Genomic DNA, 20,038 nt, shown 5'->3' on the forward strand with positions numbered 1-20,038 from the left:
TCAATTTACAACGCACTGGCTCGCCAGTCGCCGGGGACGAATCCATGTCAACTGCTGATGCCACAACCGTACCGGGCACCGATTGGGCTGAGGCCGAACAAGACCTCGGGCCATTGGCATGGGTGCTCGATGAGCTGCGCAAGTCCCTGGATGGCGCCGTCAAGTCCATGCGCCGGTTCGTGCGCGATGCCGAGATCGCGCACCAGTCGGATCTGGCCGCTCTCGACGCCGCAGGCCTGCGCATCGCGCGCCAGCATCTGCACCAGGCAGGCGGTGTCCTGGAGATGGTCGGGCTGCCCGCGCCGGCGCAGGTGCTGCGCTCAATGGAGGCGGCCGTGCAGCGGTTTGTGCAGCGGCCGGAGTTGTGCAGCGACGATGCGGCGCGCGCCATCGAGCGGGCCAGCTTTGCGCTGATCGATTTCCTCGAATGCATGCTCGCCGGCAAGCAGCTGTCCTCCGTGGCGCTGTTTCCGCAGTACCGCGACGTCCAGGCGCTCGCGGGCGTGGACCGTGTGCACCCGGCCGATCTCTGGGCCATGCCGCCGCGCCAGTTCGTGCCCTTGCTGCCGGCGGCCGCGGCGCCGCTGTCCTATGGTCCCGAGGCGCGTGCGCGGCTGGACAATGCCGTGCTGCGCATCGTCAAGAGCACCGATCCGCAGGCCGCGCGGGACATGCAGGCCATCAGCATGGGGTTTGCGGCCGCGCAGTCCGCGCCCGAGGTGCGCTCCTTCTGGGCCGTGTGCGCGGGCTTCTTCGAGGCGCTGTCGCTGCAGGCGCTCAAGCCGGACCTCTACGCCAAGCGCGTTGCGTCGCGTGTGCTCATGCAGTATGCGACCCTCGCCAAGGGGGACGCCGCGATTGCCGAGCGGCTGGTCCAGGATCTGCTTTTCTTCTGTGCCCAGGCAACGCCCGAGGCGGGCGCCGCGCCCGCGCTGCAGGCCGTGCGCGAGGCCTATGCCCTGGGGCGGCACAGGCCGGTGGACTATGAGCAGACACGCTTTGGCCTGTTCGACCCGACGCTTCTCGCTCAGGCGCGCAAGCGCATCGCGGCGGCGGCCGAGACCTGGTCGAGCCTGGCGGGCGGCGACCGCAACAAGCTCAAGCCAGCGGTCGACCAGTTCAGCCTGGTGTGCGATTCGCTTCGCAAGCTTCATCCCGAGAGCGAGGACCTCGCCCAGGCGTTGATGCGCGCCGTGGACGCCACGCAGCGCAGCGGCGAGCCGCCCTCGGCGGCACTGGCCATGGAGGTCGCAACGTCGGTCCTCTACCTGCAGGCTGCGTTCGAAGAGCTCGATGCCTCCGCGCAGGACATGGCGCAGCGCGCCGCCTCGCTTGCACAGCGCCTCTATGGCGTGCTCGCGGGCGGTGAGTCGCAGCCGCTCGAGGGCTGGATGGAGGATCTGTACCGTCGTGTCAGCGATCACCAGACCATGGGCAGCGTGGTGGGTGAGCTGCACGCCACCATGGCCGAGGCGGAAAAGGCCATGGACCAGTTCTTCCGCAATCCGCAGGATCTGGAGCTGCTGCGCCCCGTCCCGGGCGCCCTGCAACAGATGCGCGGCGTGTTGTCGGTGCTGGGTCTGGATCAGGCCGCGCAGGCCGTGGTGCACATGCGCGACATGGTCGAGCGCCTCTTGATGGGCGAAGTCGCCCCCGAAGACCGTCAGCAGGTGTTCGAAAAGCTGGGCAACAGCATCGGTGCGCTGGGTTTTCTCATCGATATGCTGAGCTATCAGCGTGCCATGGCGCGCAAGCTGTTCGTATTCGACAGGGAGCGCGGTGAGCTGCGTGTCCTCATGGGTCGTGTCGATGCACAGCGGCCGGGTCGCAGCGAACCCGAGCAGGTATCGGCGGCTGCCGAGGCAGTCGTGCATGCGGCGCCTGTTGTTGCCGTCGCGCCTGCCGCCACCGTCACCAGTGAGGAGCCCGTGGCACCTGTCGCCACCGAGATGCCCGACGATGCGACGGATGGCACCGAGGCGGCGCCGGAGATCCTGCCCGCGGCCGCCCCGGAGCCGCCGCCGCGCGAGGCGGCCGTCGTTGCGGCGCCAGAGCCCGAGGATGACGACGATCTGCGCTCGGTCTTCCTGGAGGAGGCCCGCGAGGTCGTTGCCACGGGCCTGGCGGCCATCGATGCACTGCACGCCGCGCCGGAGGACTTGAGCGAGCAGACCACGCTGCGACGCGCCTTCCATACGCTCAAAGGCAGCTCCCGAATGGTGGGCCTTGGCGAGTACGGCGAGGCCGCATGGTCCATGGAGCAGACGCTCAACGCATGGCTGGCCGAGCAAAAGCCCATGCCCGCTTCGCTGCTGGAACTGTCGGGACAGGCCTTGCAGGCCTTTGCGGGCTGGGCCGACGACATCGAGGCCGGAGCGGCGCCGCGCTGGCAGGCCCAGGCCTTCGTGCTAGCCGCGACCGCCATGCGGGAGGAGGGTGCTCTGCTGCCCATTCTCATGACCGGGCAGGAGCCGGATCCTGTGGCGCAGCCGCTGGAGCCCTCCGAGGTCATTCATGTCCCGCAGGCCCCGGAGGTGGCATTGGCGGAGGATCTTGCAGGGGAGCGTGAGGAGTCCTCTCACCCGGACCTCGATGCCATGGGCCAGGCGCTGCAGATCGAAGAGGAAGAGCCGCAGCCGGACTTTGCCGACACCTGCATCGATGTGCGTGGCGCCGATGGCTCGGAGATGCTGCCCGAGGCCGTCGCAGAGCCCGAGTCCATCAGCGTGGACGAGCTGGACTTTTCCTTCTTCGAGCAGGTGGCGCAGGCACCAGCCGTTGCTGAGCCCGCCACGCACGCCGCCGAAAACGTGGCGGATGAAGTACCCCTGTTGGCCGAGCCGCTGGCCGAATGGGTGGAGCCCGCAACGGTCCCGGATATCGCCGACGCCGAGCCGCTGCACGAGGAGCCGGTGGGAGAGGTCGAACCTTCCGACGCCGATCCCGTCGAGGATGCGCCGCAAGGATCGCAGGAAGATCTGCTCGCCGCGATGGACGAGGCCGTCAAGGTCATAGGGCATCTGCGCATCCCCATACCGCTGTACAACGTCTACCTCAACGAGGCGGACGAATGGTCGCGTCGCCTTGTGACGGAGCTGCAGGAATGGGCGCTCGAACTGCACCGGCCCCTGCCGGAGTCTTCCGTCGTGCTGGCTCACGCGCTGGCGGGCAGCTCAGCGACCGTGGGCTTTGCCGACCTGTCGGATCTGGCGCGCCAGCTCGAACATGCACTGCAGCATGTGCAGCTGCTGCCGTCCGGCCAGCCGGAGCATGCGCAGGCCTTCAATGCCGCGGCCGATGAAATCCGGCGCCTGTTGCACCAGTTCGCCGCGGGCTTCCTCAAGACTCCCGGTTCCGCGGTTCGCGAGCGTCTCGATGCCGTGCTGCAGACCGAGGTCAGCAGCGGCGCGGCCCCGCTGAACACCATGCATGCGATGGCGCCCATCGTCGACGATGGCGTGGTCACGGCGCAGGACCTTGACACGGCGAGCCCGTGGTCGGCCGCGCTTGGGGGCGGCGGCGCCGAAATGGATGCGCATGATGGCGATCTGCAGGCGCGCGAGGAGCGTGAACGCAGGATCGACGATGCCATCGCCCGCGCCGTTGCGGCCGCGGAAGGGATTGACGAAGACATCGACGTGCTCGATGTCATCGATCCCGATCTCTTCCCCATCTTCGAGGAGGAGGCGGCGGAGCTGCTTCCCGCGCTGGGCGGGGCATTGCGGCAATGGGCGGCTCGCCCGGACAACCTGAGCGCACGCAACGAGCTGCTGCGCGCACTGCACACCCTCAAGGGCAGCGCCCGCCTCGCCGGTGCCATGCGCCTGGGCGAGATGGCGCACCGTCTGGAGACGGCCATCGAACGCGTTGGCGACGAGGGTGTCACGACGGCGGACATAGACCCCCTGCTCGTCGGACTGGACGTCTTGCAGGCCGACTTCGAGGTCCTGCGTTCCATAGGAGCCCAACCCCTGACCGAGGCGGTCGTCGTCGCTGCGCCGGAAGCGGACGCGGGGGGCGCGCCTGCGCCGGTGGCCGATTCCGCACCTTCTGCCGCGCCCGCGGCAGAAGTTGCCCAGCCTGCGGCGGCGGCGCCGGTCGCCATGCCGCTTTCCTGGCGCACGCCGGCGGCTGCCGCGCAATCGTCGCGCGTGGCCGCGGGCCAGGTGGTGCGCGTGCGCGCCCAGCTGCTCGATCGCCTGGTGAATCAGGCGGGTGAGGTGATGATCGCCCGTTCCCGCCTGGAGGCGCGCATCGGGCAGATGCGCCTGTCGCTTAATGACCTCACGGGCAACCTCGAGCGCCTGCGCCAGCAACTGCGGGACATCGAGGTCCAGGCAGAGTCGCAGATGCAGTCGCGTCTGGCATTCTCCAAGGATTCGGCGGCGGGGTTCGACCCGCTGGAGTTCGACCGCTTCACGCGTGTGCAGGAGCTCACGCGCATGATGGCCGAGTCGGTCAACGACGTCGCCACGGTGCAGCGCAACCTGCAGCGCATGCTCGAGGGCTCCGAGGACGACCTGGTTGCCCAGGGGCGCCAGGCGCGCGAGCTGCAGCGGGACCTGCTGCGCACGCGGATGGTGGAGTTCGAAAGCATTGCCGAGCGCTTGTATGCCGTGGTGCGCCAGGCATCCAAGGACACGGGCAAGCAGATCAAGCTCGATATCTCGGGCGGCTCCATCGAGATCGACCGCGGCGTGCTCGACCGCATGACGCCGGCGTTCGAGCATCTGCTGCGCAACTGCGCGGGCCATGGCATCGAGGGTGCGGAGCAGCGCCTGGCCGCCGGCAAGCCGGCCGTCGGCAGCATCACCATTGCGCTGCGCCACGAAGGCAACGACGTGTCCATCGAATTCCGCGACGATGGCGCCGGTCTGGACCTCGATCGCATCCGCGCCAAGGCCGTGTCCCAGGGGCTGGTGGCGCCGGACGAGGTGCTCACGCCTGCGCAGGCGGCCCAGCTGATCTTCAGGCCCGGTTTCTCCACGGCCAGCGAGGTGACGGAGCTGTCGGGCCGCGGCATCGGCATGGATGTGGTGCGCTCCGAGATCAGCGCCCTGGGCGGACGCATAGAGACACAGACCACGGCCGGGCAGGGGACATCGTTCTGCATGGTGCTGCCGTTGACCACGGCGGTGACGCAGGTGGTCATGCTGCGCGCCGGCCGACTGACCCTGGGCGTTCCCGCCAATCTCGTCGAGATCGTGCGCCGCGCCCGCGCCTCGGACATCGAGGCGGCCTATGCGAGCCAGGTGTTTGCCGAGGGAGCGGATGAGCTGCCCTTCTATTGGGCCGGCGCCTTGCTGCAGGTCGCGCCGCGCAGCACCGAGGCCGCAGGAAAGTCCAGGCCCGTGGTCGTGCTGCGCAGCGCCGCACAGCGCATCGCCCTGCATGTGGACGAGGTGTTGGGCAACCAGGAGGTGGTGGTCAAGAACCTCGGGCCGCAGCTCTCGCGCCTGCCGGGCGTCGCCGGCATGTCGGTCCTGGCCTCGGGCGCCGTGGTGCTGATCTACAACCCCGTCGCCCTGGCCACCGTGTATGGGGAGCAGGCCCGCGCCGCGACGCAGCCGCCTGCGACGCAGGAGATGGGCACGGTCGTGACCCTGCCGGCGGGCGGCGAGGTGGACCTGGTCGCCGACTCCGCCGCAGATCAGGTGCCCCTGATCCTTGTGGTGGACGATTCCATCACCGTGCGCCGCGTCACGCAGCGCCTGCTGCAGCGCGAAGGCTACCGCGTGGCCCTGGCGGCCGATGGGCTGCAGGCCCTGGCGCGGCTGCAGCAGGAGCGGCCCGCGGTGGTGCTGTCCGACATCGAGATGCCCCGTATGGATGGCTTCGATCTGGCGCGCAACATCCGCGGTGATGCGGCGCTGCAGGATCTGCCCATCATCATGATCACCTCGCGCATCGCGCAGAAGCACCGCGACCATGCGCAGGAACTCGGTGTGAACCACTATCTGGGCAAGCCCTATGCGGACGAGGAACTGCTGAGTCTGGTGCGCCACTATGCGCAGGTGACGGCAGAGGCCGAGGCCTGACCCGCGGCCGCGCCACCCGGCCGGCACCGGCCGGTGCGCGGGCGCCGGCGCGGCTGGGTTGACCTAAAATCGGCCCATGCCCGCCACTTCCGCGCCCATGAATCTGACGCACCATTTCCTCATTGCCATGCCGGGCATGGAGGATGCGTCGTTTGCGCGCACCGTGGTCTACCTGTGCGAGCACAGCGAGCGCGGCGCCCTGGGCCTGATCATCAACAAGCCCACGGACATCAGCCTCGAGGGCCTGTTCGAGAAGGTCGATCTGACCCTGGGACGCGCGGACCTCACGCGCCAGCCGGTGTTCCTGGGCGGCCCGGTGCAGACCGAGCGCGGCTTTGTGCTGCACGACCCCATGAGCAGCCCATCGGGCAGCGATGACGACGCCGAGGACGAGCCGCCCTATGCCTCCACCATGCGCATTCCCGGCGGCCTGGAGATGACCACCTCCAAGGACGTGCTCGAAGCGCTGTCGCATGGCGCGGGCCCGCGGCGCGTGCTGGTCACGCTGGGCTATTCGGCCTGGGGCGAGGGGCAGCTCGAATCGGAGCTGGCCGAGAACAGCTGGCTCACGGTGGACGCGAACGCCGAGATCATCTTCGACACGCCCGTGGAGGAGCGCTACGAGCGCGCCCTGGGCCTGCTGGGCCTGCAGTCGTGGATGCTGTCGCGCGACGCGGGGCACGCATGAGCGGCGACCCTGCCACGGCCGTCGTCCCTGCCCATTTCCAATCCTTTCTGGCTTTCGACTACGGTCTCAAACGCACGGGCGTGGCCGTGGGCACGCGGCTGCTGCGCACGGCCACGCCCCAGGGCACGATACGCGCCGAGGGCGATGCGCGCTTTGCCCAGGTGGCCGAGCGCATACGCGAGTGGCAGCCCGACGCGCTGGTCGTCGGCGTGCCGCGCCACCCCGACGGCGCGCCGCACGAGAACACGGCCCGCGCGCAGAAGTTTGCGCGCCAGCTGCGCGGGCGCTTTGGCCTGCAGGTGTTCGAGGTGGACGAGCGCTACAGCACCACCGAGGCCCTGGCCGCGGGCGCGACCGACGCCGATGCGGCCAGCGCCTGCATCATCCTGGAACAGTTTTTGAGGAATCTGTCATGACTTCAAGCATTTCCCCGTCCGGCGGCGGCCAGCTGACGCTGGATGCCGAGGCGCTCTACGCCGAACTGCTGCGCGGCGTGCGTGCGCTGCGCGGCGCGCACACCCATCTGGCGGGCGTCGCCTCGGGCGGCGCCTGGCTGGCCGAGCGCCTGCAGAAGGACCTGGGGCTGCCGGGCGCGGCGGGCGTGCTCTCGTCCAGCCTGCACCGCGACGACTTTGCCCAGCGCGGCCTGGCTTCCAGCGCGCAGACGGCGCTGCCGTTCGACGTGAACGGGGCCGACATCCTGCTGCTCGACGACGTGCTCTACACCGGCCGCACCATACGCGCCGTGCTCAACGAGCTGTTCGACTACGGCCGCCCGGCCAGCGTGCGCCTGGCGGTGCTGGTCGACCGCGGCGGGCGCCAGCTGCCCGTGGCGGCCGAGTTCGCCGCCGCGCGCGTGAGCCTGCCGGCCACGCAATCGCTGTCGCTGGCGCGTGCCGCCGACGGCACTTTCCATTTCGACGTCAAAGAGGTCTGACGGTGCTGTACAAGCGCAATCCCCAACTCAACAAGAACGGCGAGCTGATCCACCTGCTGTCGCTGGAGGGCCTGCCCCGGGAGATCCTCACGCATATCCTGGACACGGCCGCCAACTTCACCAGCGTCAACGACCGCGAGGTCAAGAAGGTGCCCCTCTTGCGCGGCAAGAGCGTGTTCAACCTGTTCTTCGAGAACAGCACGCGCACGCGCACCACCTTCGATATTGCGGCCAAGCGCCTGTCGGCCGATGTGTTCACTCTGGACATTGCGCGCAGCTCCACGTCCAAGGGCGAAACGCTGCTCGACACCATAGACAACCTCACGGCCATGGCGGCCGACATCTTCGTCGTGCGCCACAGCGAATCGGGCGCGCCCTATCTCATCGCCCAGCATGTGGGCCCGCATGTGCACGTGGTCAATGCCGGCGACGGGCGCCACGCCCACCCCACGCAGGGGCTGCTGGACATGTACACCATCCGCCACTACAAGAAGGACTTCTCCAACCTCACGGTGGCCATCGTCGGCGACGTGCTGCACTCGCGCGTGGCGCGCTCGGACATCCACGCGCTGACCACGCTGGGCGCGGCCGAGGTGCGCGTGGTGGGCCCGCGTACCCTGGTGCCGTCCGACCTTTCGCAGATGGGCGTGCGCGTGTTCCACAACCTCGAGGAGGGCATCAAGGACTGCGACGTGGTCATCATGCTGCGCCTGCAGAACGAGCGCATGAGCGGCGCGCTGCTGCCCTCGAGCCAGGAATACTTCAAGAGCTTCGGCCTCACGCCCGAGAAGCTGCAGCTTGCCAAACCCGACGCCATCGTCATGCACCCCGGCCCCATCAACCGTGGCGTGGAGATCGCCTCCGCCGTGGTCGACGGCCCGCAGGCCGTGATCCTGTCGCAGGTCACCTTCGGCATCGCGGTGCGCATGGCGGTGATGTCCATCGTCGCCGGCAACGAGGGTTGAATACTATTGAATTGATAGCTGCTTGCGCTTGATGGACGGGCGCCAGAGGCATATTTGGCTTGAAACCATGAAGATACTCATCCAGAACGGCCGCGTCATCGACCCCGCCAGCGGGCTCGACAAGGTCTGCAACCTGGCCCTGGCGGCCGGCCGCATCATCGCCGTGGATGGCGCGCCCGCCGACTTCGCCCCCAACCGCGTGATCGACGCCGCCGGCTGCCTGGTGCTGCCGGGCCTGGTGGACCTGTCGGCGCGCCTGCGCGAGCCCGGCCACGAGCATGAGCGCATGCTCGAGTCCGAGATGGCGGCGGCCGTGGCCGGCGGCGTGACCAGCCTGGTCTGCCCGCCCGACACGGACCCCGTGCTCGACGAGCCCGGCCTGGTCGAGATGCTCAAGTTCCGCGCCGAGAAGCTGCACCAGGCGCGATTGTTCCCGCTGGGCGCGCTCACGCGCGGCCTGGCCGGCGAGGTGCTGACCGAGATGGCCGAGCTCACCGAGTCCGGCTGCGTGGGCTTTGGCCAGGCCGACGTGGCGCTGGCCAGCACCCAGGTGCTGCAGCGCGCGCTGCAATACGCCGCCACCTACGGCTACACCGTGTGGCTGCGCCCGCAGGAGCTCTACCTGGGCCGTGGCGTGGCCGCCAGCGGGCCGCTGGCCACGCGCATGGGCCTGTCGGGCGTGCCAGTGGCCGCCGAGACCATTGCGCTCTACACCATCTTCGAGCTGCAGAAGACCACGGGCGCACGCGTGCACCTGTGCCGGCTGTCGAGCAGCGCGGGCGTGGATCTGGTGCGTCAGGCCAAGGCCGCGGGCCTGGCCGTGACCTGCGACGTGAGCATCAATTCCCTGCTGCTCACCGACCTGGACATCGGCTACTTCGACAGCCGCGCGCGCCTCGTGCCGCCGCTGCGCCAGCAACGCGACCGCGACGCGCTGGCCGCGGCCCTCAGGGACGGCACCATCGACGCGCTGGTCTCCGACCACAACCCCGTGGACGAGGACGCCAAGGCCATGCCCTTTGCCGAGGCCGAGCCCGGCGCCACGGGCCTGGAGCTGCTGCTGTCCATCGCCCTCAAATGGTCGCGTGATGGCGGTGTGCCGCTGGCGCGCGCGCTCGCCACAGTGACCAGCGAGCCCGCGCGCGTGCTCGGCGGCGCCCTGGGCACGCTGCAGGCCAGCGTCGGCCGCATCGCCGTGGGCGGCGTGGCCGACCTGTGCGTGTTCGACCCCGAGGCGCGCTGGACCGTGCAGGCCGACGCCCTCGTCAGCCAGGGCAAGCACACGCCGTTCTCCGGCTACGAGCTGCCGGGCCGCGTGCGCTGCACGCTGGTCGGCGGTCATCTGGCCTTCGAGCGCGGCTGAGCGCCTTACTTCTTCATCGCATGCCGCGTACCCTGCGCGCCTGCTGGCGCGTGCTGCGCCTGCTGCTGCACATCGTGCTTGGCCTGTGGGTCGTGGCGCTGCGCTTTCCGCGCCTCTCGCCCGATCAGCAGCAGGCGCGCGTGCAGGCCTGGTCGCTGGGCCTGCTGGCCTGCGCCGGGGTGCGGCTGGAGGTGCGCGGCCGCCCGGCCCAGACCGGGCCGGTGCTGATCGTGGCCAACCATATCTCCTGGCTCGACATTCCCGTGCTGCATGCGGCGCGCTACTGCCGCTTCATCAGCAAGTCCGACGTGCAGGGCTGGCCCATCGTCGGCACGCTGGCCACGGCCGCGGGCACGCTCTACATCGAGCGCGCATCGCGCCGTGACGCGCTGCGCATGGTGCTGAGCATGCGCGACGCGCTGCGCGCCGGCGAGGTGCTGGCGGTCTTTCCCGAGGGCACGACGGGCGACGGACGCCGGCTGCTGCCCTTTCATGCCAATCTGCTGCAGGCGGCGCTGGAGGCCGACGCCTCCGTGCAGCCCGTGGGCCTGCGCTTTGTCGAGAGCAGCAGCGGCGCGACCAGCTTTGCCCCGAGCTTCGTCGGCGACGAAACCCTGCTCGGCTCCGTCTGGCGCACGCTGTCGGTGCCGGGCATCACGGCCGTGGTGCACTTCGGCACGCCCGAGCACGCCCAGGGGCGCGACCGACGCGCCTTTGCCGATGCGCTGCATTCGGCCGTGGACGCGCTGAGGCGGGGCTGAGTTCAGCCGCGTGGGAAGGTCACGACGTGATCAACCTGCGCGCGAATGCCGATCCACTCGCCCAGCCCGTGATCGTGGTGGCTGGGCACATGGGCGAGCACGGTCAGGCCGCTGGCCAGCTCCAATGTGTAGAGGAACTCCGATCCCCTGAACGCCTTGCGCACAATGCGCGCCTGCACTGGTGCCGTGTCGTCGTGTACCACGTCGTCGGCACGCAGAAGGATGTCGCATTCGCCTCCAGGGTAGCGCGAGGGCAGGGGGCAGCCGTCGACGTCCGTGAGGTCGCCGAGCGCCGTGCGCGCCACCACATGGCTGCCCTGCTGCACGAGCTGTGCCGGGGCGAACACGCCGTGGCCGATGAAGTCGGCCACGAAGCGCGTGGCCGGGCGGTGGTAGAGCGCGTAGGCGTCGTCCCACTGGTGCAGCCGGCCATGCTCGAGCACGCCGATGCGGTCGCCGATGGCAAAGGCCTCGAGCTGGTCGTGCGTGACGAACAGCGCCGTGGCGCCCGCGGTCTTGAGGATGGCGCGCACCTCGTGCGCGAGGCGCTCGCGCAGATCCACGTCGAGGTTGGAGAAGGGCTCGTCGAGCAGCATCAGCCGTGGCCGCGGCGCCAGCGCGCGCGCCAGCGCCACGCGCTGCTGCTGACCGCCCGAGAGCTCGTGCGGGTAGCGTGACTCGCTGCCCGCAAGGCCCACGAGCTCCAGCGCCTCGCGCACGCGCTGCTGCTGCTCGCCGCGCGGCAGGGCGTGGATGCCGAAGGCCACGTTGCGCCCCACCGTGAGGTGCGGAAACAGCGCGTAGTCCTGGAACACCATGCCGATGCGCCGCTGCTCGGGCGCCATGCTGCGCTCGGGCGTGTCCACGAGCTCGCCGCCCAGCCTGATGCTGCCGGCGGCCACGGGTTCCAGCCCCGCGACGGCGCGCAGCAGGGTGGTCTTGCCGCAGCCCGAGGGGCCGATGAGCACGCCGATCTCGCCCGCGGCCAGGCCCAGGGTCACGCCATGCACGGCGGGGCTCTGGCGGCCGCCGTAGCGCACGTCGAGCTGGGAGACTTCTAGAAACATCGGGCGATTGTAGAAGCCAGTTGCGTAGAATCGTTCCCATTTGCATCGCGCGCGCCCTGTGTCATGCGCGTTGTCTCGCCACCGCATACCGCCCCGGGCCGTCTCTTGCCACCCATTTCGCGCGCCCTGCGCTCCATCGCCCCCGTTCTTCTTGCCCTGCTCCTGGCCCTGCCCGTGCTCGCCGTGCTTGGCGCCTGGCTGCCCTGGGGGCAGGATGGTGCGCAGTCGGGCGCCATCCTGCGCGAGATGGCGGCCACCGTGCTGCCCGACTATCTGTGGACCACGCTGTGGCTGGGCCTGTTCGTCTCGCTGGGCGCGGCCGTGGTGGGCACGGCCAGCGCGGCGGCGGTCACGCTGTTCGACTTCTGGGGGCGGCGCCAGCTCGAATGGCTGCTGCTGCTGCCCCTGGCCATGCCGGCCTATGTGACGGCCTATGCCTATACCGACTTTCTGCAGTTCAGCGGCCCGCTGCAGGTCTGGCTGCGCGAGAGCTTCGGCCTGGAGGGGCGCCTGCTGCCCGAGGTGCGCAGCCTCGGCGGCGCCATCTGGGTGTTCATCTTCTCGCTCTACCCCTATGTCTACCTGTTGGCGCGCACGGCGCTGGGCGAGCGCGCCGCGCACCTGATGGAGGCCGCGCGCCTGCTCGGCGCCTCGCCCGCGCGGCGCCTGCGCGCCGTGGCCCTGCCGCTGGCGCGCCCGGCCGTGGCCGCGGGCGTGGCCCTGGTGCTGATGGAGACGCTGGCCGACTTCGGCGTGGCGTCCTACTTCGGCATTCAGACCTTTACCACCGGCATCTACAAGGCCTGGCTGTCCATGGACGACCGCCTGGCCGCGGCGCAACTGGCCACGTTCCTGCTGGCCCTGGTGCTGCTTTTGCTGCAGCTGGAGCTGCGCGCCCAGCGGCGCATGCGCTTTGCCACGGGCGGCGTGGGCCGCGCGGGCTCGGCGGAGGCGCGGCCCGTCGCGCTCTGCGGCCTGCGCGCTGTGGCCGCCTGGCTGGTCTGCGTGCTGCCCGTGCTCATGGGCTTTGTGGCGCCCGTGCTGTTCATGCTCAGGCCGCTCGCGGCGGACTGGTCCGTGCTGCCCTGGGGCCATTTCGTGCAATGGGCCGGCAACAGCGTGCGCCTGGGCGCCATCACCGCCGTGCTGGCCGTGGGCATTGCGCTGGCCCTGGCCTTTGCCGTGCGCCGCCGCGCGGGCGCGGCCACGCGGGCCGTGGTGCAGCTTGTGAGCCTGGGCTACGCCGTGCCGGGCGCGGTCATCGTCGTCGGCCTGCTGCTGCCCGTGGGCTGGCTGCAGGCGGCGGCGCCCGACTCGGGCGTGAGCGCCCTCGTGACCACCACGGCAGTGGGCATCGTCTGGGCCTATCTGGTGCGCTTTTGCGCCGTGGCGCTGCAGTCGGTGCAAAGCGGCTATGCGCGCGTGCCGGTCAGTCTGGACGATTCGGCGCGCATGCTCGGCGTGGGCGGCATGGGGCTGCTGGCGCGCGTGCACTGGCCGCTGCTCAGGCGCTCCACGGCCGCGGCCGCGTTGCTGGTGTTCGTGGACGTGATGAAGGAGCTGCCGGCCACCATCGTGCTGCGGCCGTTTGACAGCGACACGCTCGCCGTCGTGGCCTACCAGCTCGCGCGCGACGAGCGCCTGGGCGAGGCCGCGCTGCCCTCGCTGGCGCTGGTGGCCGTGGGCCTGGTGCCGGTCATCCTGCTCAGCCGTACGCTGCGTGGGGCCTCGCGCTGAGCCCTACACTGGCGCGCATGAGCGACATCACCATCTACCACAACGCGCGCTGCAGCAATTCGCGCGGCGCGCTCGAGCTGCTGCGCGCGCGCGGCATCGAGCCCCACATCGTCGACTACATCAAGCACCCCCTGGATGAGGCCGAGCTCACGGCCTTGGTGGCGCGCCTGGCCGTGCCCGTGCGCGAGCTGCTGCGCAGCAAGGAGGCCGTCTACCAGGAACTCAACCTGGGCGACTCCAGCCTGAGCGAGCAGCAGCTCATCGCCGCCGTGGCCGCGCACCCGGTGCTGCTCAACCGCCCCATCGTCGTCACGCCCAAGGGCGCGCGCCTGTGCCGGCCGCCCGAGCTGGTGCTGGATTTGATTCCTTAAGCCTCGCCTAAGTCAGCGCTTTCACACTGCCTTCCATCGGCACTACATGCTATGGAAAGGCAGACCATGAATACGCTACTCACCACTCCCCGCCGTCTCGTTCTGGCCCTGGTGGCCGCGGGCGCCCTGGGCGCCACGGGCGCGGGCCTGATCACATCGCACGAGGCGCGGGCGCAGGCGCAGTTGGCCACACCGGTGGCCACGGCCGTGGCGCCCGCCGTGGCCGGCCCGGCCGCGGCATTGCCCGATTTCTCGGCCATCACGCAGCGCTATGGCCCGGCGGTGGTCAACATCAGCGTCAGCGGCATGCGCAATGTCTCGGACGACGAGGGCGACAACAGCCCCGCGGCGCGCCAGCGCGGCCCGCAGGGTATGGATCCGAACGACCCGTTCTACGAGTTCTTCCGCCGCTTCGGCATCCCCATGCCGGACATGGGGCCGCAGGGCCGCCACGCCGTGCCCGTGCGCGGCGAGGGTTCGGGCTTCATCATCGACCCGAACGGCATCGTGTTGACCAACGCCCATGTGGTCAAGGGCGCGAGCGATGTCACCGTCAAGCTCACCGACCGGCGCGAGTTCCGCGCCAAGGTGCTGGGCATGGACCCGAAGACGGACATCGCCGTGCTCAAGATCGACGCCAAGAACCTGCCCACCGTCAAGCTCGGCAACTCCAACAGCCTCAAGGTGGGCGACTGGGTGCTGGCGATCGGCTCGCCCTTCGGCTTCGAGAACACCGTGACCGCGGGCGTCGTGAGCGCCAAGGGCCGCACGCTGCCCGATGACAGCTTCGTGCCCTTTATCCAGACCGATGCGGCCGTGAACCCCGGCAACTCCGGCGGCCCGCTGTTCAACGCCGCGGGCGAGGTGGTGGGCATCAACTCGCAGATCTACAGCCGCTCGGGGGGCTTCCAGGGCCTGTCGTTCGCCATCCCCATCGAGGTGGCGACGCGCGTGGAGCAGCAGATCGTCGCCACCGGCCAGGTGCAGCATGCGCGCCTGGGCGTGGCGGTGCAGGAGGTGAATCAGGCCTTCGCCGACTCGTTCAAGCTGCCGCGCCCCGAGGGCGCGCTGGTGGCCCATGTCGATGAGGGCGGCCCGGCCGACAAGGCGGGCCTGAAGGTGGGCGACGTGATCCTCAAGATCAACGGCCAGGGCATCGTCGCCTCGGGCGACCTGCCGGCCTTCGTCGGCCAGCAGTCGCCGGGCGAGAAGGTACAGCTCGAGGTCTGGCGCCACGGCCGCAGCGAGACCCTGGCCGCCACGCTGGGCAATGCCAACGACAAGTCAGCCAAGGTGGCACGCGGCGACGAGGCCGTGGGCAAGGGCCAGCTCGGCCTGATGCTGCGCCCGCTGCAGCCCGACGAGGCGCGCGCCGCCGGCGTGGCGCAGGGTCAGGGCCTGATGATCGAGGACGCACGCGGCCCGGCCGCCGTGGCCGGCGTGCAGGGCGGCGACGTGCTGCTGGCCATCAATGGCACGCCGGTCACGGGCGTGGAACAGGTGCGCGCGGCCATGGCCCATGCGGGCAAGTCGGTGGCGCTCCTGATCGAGCGCGACGGCAACCAGATCTTCGTGCCGGTACGCCTGGGCTAAGGGCGCGGAGCTCGCGGCGGGCGCATGGATTGGCTTATGCTGCCATCCATGCGCCTGCTGCTTGTTGAGGACGACATCATGATCGGCGAGGCCGTGCGCGACCTGTTGCGCGCCGAGCATTACGCCGTCGACTGGGCCACCGACGGTGACATGGCCGAGGCCGCCCTGGCCACCCAGCCCTACGACCTGGTGCTGCTGGACCTGGGCCTGCCGCGCCGCGACGGCCTGCAGGTGCTGCGCGGCCTGCGCGCGCGCAAGGACCGCACGCCGGTGCTAATCGCCACGGCCCGCGACGGCGTGGCCCAGCGCGTCGAGGGCCTGGACGCGGGCGCCGACGACTATGTGCTCAAGCCCTATGACATGGACGAGCTGCTGGCGCGCATACGCGCGCTGTTGCGGCGCGCGGCCGGGCGCGCCGAGCCCGTGTACGAGCACCAGGGCGTGACGCTCGACCCCGGCACGCGCGAGGCCACGGTGCAGGGCCGGCCGGTACAGCTGTCGGCGCGCGAATGGGCGGTGCTCGAGGCGCTGCTCGCGCGCCCCGGCATGGTGCTGTCGCGCCAGCAGCTCGAGGACAAGCTCTACGGCTGGGGCGATGAGGTCAGCAGCAACGCCGTCGAGGTCTACATCCACGGCCTGCGCAAGAAGCTCGGGGCGCAGCTCATACTCAACGTGCGTGGCCTGGGCTACATGGTGCCGAAGTCATGAGCCTGCTCGCCCGACCCGGCTCGCTGCGCCTGCGGCTGCTGGTGTTTCTGCTCGCGGCCATTGCCATCACCGCAGCCGTGCAGGGCGTGCTGGCCTACCGCAGCGCGCTGGTGGAGGCCGACGCGCTGTTCGACTACCAGATGCAGCAGACCGCCTACGCGCTGCGCGCCGGCCTGCCGCCCGACGCCAAGGCCAGCGGCAGCGCGCTGCCCGAATACCGCAACGACGAGCTCATCGTCCAGGTCTGGACCAACGAGGGCCTGCGCATCTTCGAATCCGCCGTGGGCGCGGCCCTGCCGCAGAAGGCCGTGCTCGGCTTCACCGAGGTGCAGGCGCGCGGCATCACCTACCGCGTGTTCTCGCTGCAGACGCGCTCGCAGGTCATACAGGTGGCGCAGGACATGGCCGCGCGCCGCGCCATGGCGCGGGCGCTGGCGCTGCGCTCGCTGCTGCCGCTGGCCGTGATGGCGCCGCTGCTGGCGCTGGCCGTGTGGTGGGCCGTGGGCCGGCTGCTGGCCCCTGTCGAGCGCGTGCGCGGCCAGCTGGCCGCGCGCCGGCCGGACGACCTGGTGCCCGTGAGCGAGGCCGGCCTGCCCAGCGAGCTGCGGCCCATGGTGCATGAATTCAACGCGCTGCTGGCGCGCGTGCAGCAGGCCTTCGAGGCGCAGCAGCATTTCGTGGCCGACGCAGCGCACGAGCTGCGCTCGCCCCTGGCCGCGCTCAAGCTGCAGATACAGGGCCTGCAGCGTGCCGGCGACGCCGACGCCCGTGCCACCGCCATCGCGCGGCTCACCGGCGGCATAGACCGCGCGACGCGCCTGGTCGAGCAGCTGCTTGCCCTGGCGCGCCAGGAGGCGCAGCTGGCCTCGGGCGCGCCGGCGCAGCCGCTGGTGCTGGCCGATCTGCTGCGCCAGGCCGTGCAGGAGGCCGCGCCCGCGGCCCTGCAGCGCGGACTGGACCTGGGGCTTGCGCCGCTTTCCGCCGAGGTCGATGCTGCCCGGGTGAGCGGTCACGCGCAGGCGCTGGCCATCCTGCTGCGCAACCTGCTGGACAACGCCATCAAGTACACGCCCGAGGGCGGCAGGGTGGACGTGGCGCTGCTGGCCACGCCCGGAGAGCTCACGCTGCAGGTCGACGACAGCGGCCCGGGCATCGCGCCCGAGGAGCGCGAGCGCGTGCTGCAGCGCTTTCACCGCGGCGCGCAGCGGCCGGGTGAGGGCCAGCCCGTGACCGGCAGTGGCCTGGGCCTGGCGATTGCCGAGAGCATTGCGCGCATGCATGGCACGCGGCTGGTGCTCGGCAGCGCACCCGGGCTCGGAGGGCTGCGCGTGCGCGTGAGCCTGGCGCGGTCCACGCCCGGCGGGGAGAGTGCGCGCCCATGATCCGCGTGAGCCTGCTCTCGGGCCTGGGCCACACGGTCTTCGTGGCCGCAGGCCTGCTGGTCTATGTGCTGGGCACGCGCGTGGGCCAGCAGCGGCGCCACCCTTCGGCCGCCGTGGCCTGGGTGCTGGGCATGATCACCTTTCCCTATCTGACGCTGCCGCTGTTCCTGTTCTTTGGCACGCGCAAGTTTGCGCGGCCCGAGCGCCGAACGCATGTCCATGGCCCGCCGCTGCCCGATGGCGCGCCGGCCTGGGCCACGCGGCTGCTCGCGGGCCTGGAGATGGCGCCCGCGGTGCGCAATGCGCGCGTGCTGCTGCATGCCGATGGGGCCGAGTCGCTGCAGTCGCTCTTGGCCACCATCGCCGCGGCGCGCCAGCGGCTCGATGTCTGCACCTACGTGCTCGCCAACGATGCCACGGGCCAGCTGATCGCCCAGGCGCTGGCGCAGAGCGTGCAGCGCGGCGTGCGCGTGCGTCTGCTGGTCGACGCCGTGGGCAGCCTGGGCCTGCCCGGCGGCATGCTGCGCACCCTCAGGCGCCAGGGCGTGCAGGTGCGGCGCTTCATGCCGCTCCTGCATAACCCGCTGCATGGCCGCACCAATCTGCGCAACCACCGCAAGCTGGCCCTGGCCGATGGCCGGCGCCTGTGGAGCGGCGGGCGCAACCTGGCCAGCGAATACTTCGTGGACCGGCCCGGCCAGCCCGCCTGGACAGACCTGAGCTACGAGGTGCACGGGCCGCTCGCGGCCCAGGCCCAGGCCCAGTTCAACACCGACTGGCGCGTGGCCCGGGGCCTGGCCCTGCGCAAGGCGCGCCGGCCCCATCGCATGCCGGAGCTGCACCCGCCCGCGCGCGGCGCGCTCGCGCAGTGGCTGCCCAGCGGCCCCGACCATGCCGACGACACCGTCCATGCCCTGCTGCTGGCTGGGGCCTACCATGCACAGCGGCGCATCGTGGCCGTCACGCCGTACTTCGTGCCCGACCAGGCCTTGCTCGACGCCTGGAGCCTGGCCTGCCGCCGCGGCGTGCACGTGAGCCTGCTGGTGCCCGCGCGCTCCAACCACCGCCTGGCGGACATCGCGCGCGAGCGCGCCCTGCGCGAGCTCGCCGCCGCGGGCGCACAGATCTGGCTCGCGCCCGCCATGGTGCATGCCAAGGCCGTGCTCATCGACGACGAGCTGGCCCTGGTGGGGTCGCTCAATCTGGATGCGCGCAGCCTGTTCCTGAACTACGAGGCCATGACGGCGTTTTATGGCGCCGAGGAACTGCGCTGGCTCTCGCAATGGTGCGCGCACCTCATCGCCGGCGCGCACCCTTACCGCGCACGCAGACCGTCGTGGCTGCGCGACATCGTCGAGGGCGTGGTGCGGGCGCTGGGCTTTCAGCTCTAGCGCGGTGCCCGATGCAGGGCGCGGGTGCAGACGCTTCAACCGTCGCCGCTTCGCTGTTAGCATCTGCCAACCGTTTTTTTACTAATGCTGCGGGGGTATCGATAGATTGCTGCAATTGTGTCGGCCCCGGCGGCGCGATGAACAGTCCATGGCCAAGTCGGCAGGCCTTGATGCTGGCGTCTGGAGGAGATATGAAGAAAACGCTTGCAACCATCGCCGTGCTTGCCGCCGCGGCTCTGCCCGGACAGTCGTCTGCGGCGGTCTATGAATTCAGGACGCTCTCATCCGAGTGCCGAACCATTGACACGGGAGAGGTGGTAGGGCCTGCCTGCGGGGGGACATTCGGCCTTGACGATGTCAATGGACTGCGCGTGGGGCTGTCGGGTGGTGCGGGGTCTCTCAGCGTCCTGACGCATTGGTATTCACCGTCGGACTACTGGACCACTTACAGCAATTCCAACCTGTACCACAGCAACTTTGGCCGGGTTGGGACAACGGTGGACATGGATGCCGGGCTGTGCATCGACGGCTCTGCTGGCGCCTTCTGCCGCGTGGATGCGAGCCTGACGTTCGATGGCATTCTGCAGGCGCTGCTCGGCAGCCTGTACATACTGAACGCGCTTGATCAGGTCGACATGCTGTCGAACAGCGCGGGCCTCTGGAGCGGGTTTTATGGCTCGGACAGCATTCCTAGCCATCGGCTTCACTTCACTGGCGAGTGGTTCGAGGTGCCGGAGCCCGGCGCGATGGCCTTGTTGGGCGCGGGCCTGCTGGCATGGCTTGGCGCCCGGCGGCGCAGGGCGCGCTGACACGGCGGGCATGCGGCCGTCCGTGCGATGCCGGGCGGGACGCCGCATGAACATGAAAAAAGGCCGCACGTCCTTGCGGGCGTGCGGCCTTCCATGTGGTCCCTCCGACAGGAATCGAACCTGTATCTAGCGCTTAGGAGGCGCTCGTTCTATCCATTGAACTACGGAGAGGGAGGCCAGATTGTAAGGGCCTGGCGGCGCCGTTCTTGCGCACGCAAATTGATAGCT

Annotated in this window: 15 protein-coding genes and 1 tRNA gene; 14 read left to right on the plus strand and 2 right to left on the minus strand. The window is 70.2% G+C overall.

The features are described from left to right. Positions 1-44: 44 nt before the first annotated feature. The 7 genes from ABUE11_RS03575 to ABUE11_RS03605 all read left to right on the plus strand — a co-directional run bounded on the left by ABUE11_RS03575 (position 45) and on the right by ABUE11_RS03605 (position 10,752). Entirely contained in the window at positions 45-6,038 is a 5,994-nt protein-coding gene (locus tag ABUE11_RS03575; protein WP_367067713.1) for an Hpt domain-containing protein, read from the plus strand. A 76-nt stretch (positions 6,039-6,114) separates the two neighbouring features. Beyond that, on the plus strand, positions 6,115-6,726 hold the full coding sequence (locus ABUE11_RS03580) for a YqgE/AlgH family protein (RefSeq protein ID WP_367067714.1): 612 nt from the start codon (positions 6,115-6,117) through the stop codon (positions 6,724-6,726). Beyond that, positions 6,723-7,142, plus strand: coding sequence for a Holliday junction resolvase RuvX (ruvX, locus tag ABUE11_RS03585; RefSeq protein WP_367067715.1), 420 nt, complete (start codon positions 6,723-6,725; stop codon positions 7,140-7,142). Before ABUE11_RS03580 ends, ruvX begins: the two co-directional genes overlap by 4 nt. Further along, complete coding sequence (gene pyrR / locus ABUE11_RS03590) at positions 7,139-7,663, plus strand: bifunctional pyr operon transcriptional regulator/uracil phosphoribosyltransferase PyrR (protein ID WP_367067716.1); 525 nt, start codon at positions 7,139-7,141, stop codon at positions 7,661-7,663. The genes ruvX and pyrR overlap by 4 nt, the downstream gene beginning before the upstream one ends. Positions 7,664-7,665: 2 nt before the next feature. Beyond that, positions 7,666-8,628, plus strand: a complete 963-nt coding sequence (locus ABUE11_RS03595) for an aspartate carbamoyltransferase catalytic subunit (RefSeq protein ID WP_367067717.1) — start codon at positions 7,666-7,668, stop codon at positions 8,626-8,628. 67 nt (positions 8,629-8,695) lie between these two features. Next, a complete protein-coding gene (locus ABUE11_RS03600; RefSeq protein WP_367067718.1) occupies positions 8,696-9,991 on the plus strand; it encodes a dihydroorotase in 1,296 nt (431 codons plus the stop codon). A 20-nt stretch (positions 9,992-10,011) separates the two neighbouring features. Continuing rightward, positions 10,012-10,752: a lysophospholipid acyltransferase family protein gene (locus ABUE11_RS03605; protein ID WP_367067719.1), complete on the plus strand. Its 741-nt coding sequence runs from the start codon at positions 10,012-10,014 to the stop codon at positions 10,750-10,752. 2 nt (positions 10,753-10,754) lie between these two features. Here the strand turns inward: ABUE11_RS03605 and ABUE11_RS03610 are convergent, their stop codons facing one another. Beyond that, positions 10,755-11,819, minus strand: a complete 1,065-nt coding sequence (locus tag ABUE11_RS03610; RefSeq protein WP_367067720.1) for an ABC transporter ATP-binding protein — start codon at positions 11,817-11,819, stop codon at positions 10,755-10,757. A 105-nt stretch (positions 11,820-11,924) separates the two neighbouring features. On the opposite strand from ABUE11_RS03610, the gene ABUE11_RS03615 reads away from it, so the two are divergent. The 7 genes from ABUE11_RS03615 (at position 11,925) to ABUE11_RS03645 (ending at position 19,810) form a co-directional block, all read left to right on the plus strand. Next, positions 11,925-13,556: an iron ABC transporter permease gene (locus ABUE11_RS03615; RefSeq protein WP_367067721.1), complete on the plus strand. Its 1,632-nt coding sequence runs from the start codon at positions 11,925-11,927 to the stop codon at positions 13,554-13,556. Between the two features lie 17 nt (positions 13,557-13,573). Then, positions 13,574-13,927, plus strand: a complete 354-nt coding sequence (gene arsC, locus ABUE11_RS03620) for an arsenate reductase (glutaredoxin) (protein WP_367067722.1) — start codon at positions 13,574-13,576, stop codon at positions 13,925-13,927. A gap of 66 nt (positions 13,928-13,993) precedes the next feature. Then, positions 13,994-15,520 (plus strand): DegQ family serine endoprotease, encoded by a 1,527-nt coding sequence (locus ABUE11_RS03625; RefSeq protein WP_367067723.1) that lies wholly within the window; start codon positions 13,994-13,996, stop codon positions 15,518-15,520. Positions 15,521-15,568: 48 nt separating this feature from the next. Continuing rightward, on the plus strand, positions 15,569-16,228 hold the full coding sequence (locus ABUE11_RS03630; RefSeq protein WP_367068736.1) for a response regulator transcription factor: 660 nt from the start codon (positions 15,569-15,571) through the stop codon (positions 16,226-16,228). Further along, a complete protein-coding gene (locus ABUE11_RS03635) occupies positions 16,225-17,610 on the plus strand; it encodes an ATP-binding protein (RefSeq protein ID WP_367067724.1) in 1,386 nt (461 codons plus the stop codon). The genes ABUE11_RS03630 and ABUE11_RS03635 overlap by 4 nt, the downstream gene beginning before the upstream one ends. After that, complete coding sequence (locus ABUE11_RS03640) at positions 17,607-19,001, plus strand: phospholipase D-like domain-containing protein (RefSeq protein ID WP_367067725.1); 1,395 nt, start codon at positions 17,607-17,609, stop codon at positions 18,999-19,001. Before ABUE11_RS03635 ends, ABUE11_RS03640 begins: the two co-directional genes overlap by 4 nt. Before the next feature lie 191 nt (positions 19,002-19,192). Then, positions 19,193-19,810 (plus strand): PEP-CTERM sorting domain-containing protein, encoded by a 618-nt coding sequence (locus tag ABUE11_RS03645; RefSeq protein WP_367067726.1) that lies wholly within the window; start codon positions 19,193-19,195, stop codon positions 19,808-19,810. A 96-nt stretch (positions 19,811-19,906) separates the two neighbouring features. Here ABUE11_RS03645 and ABUE11_RS03650 read toward each other — a convergent pair. Then, positions 19,907-19,981 (minus strand) — tRNA-Arg (locus ABUE11_RS03650). Positions 19,982-20,038 lie beyond the last annotated feature (57 nt).

The sequence above is a fragment of the Oryzisolibacter sp. LB2S genome (assembly GCF_040732315.1).
GTDB classification, from domain to species: Bacteria; Pseudomonadota; Gammaproteobacteria; order Burkholderiales; family Burkholderiaceae_C; genus Alicycliphilus; species Alicycliphilus soli.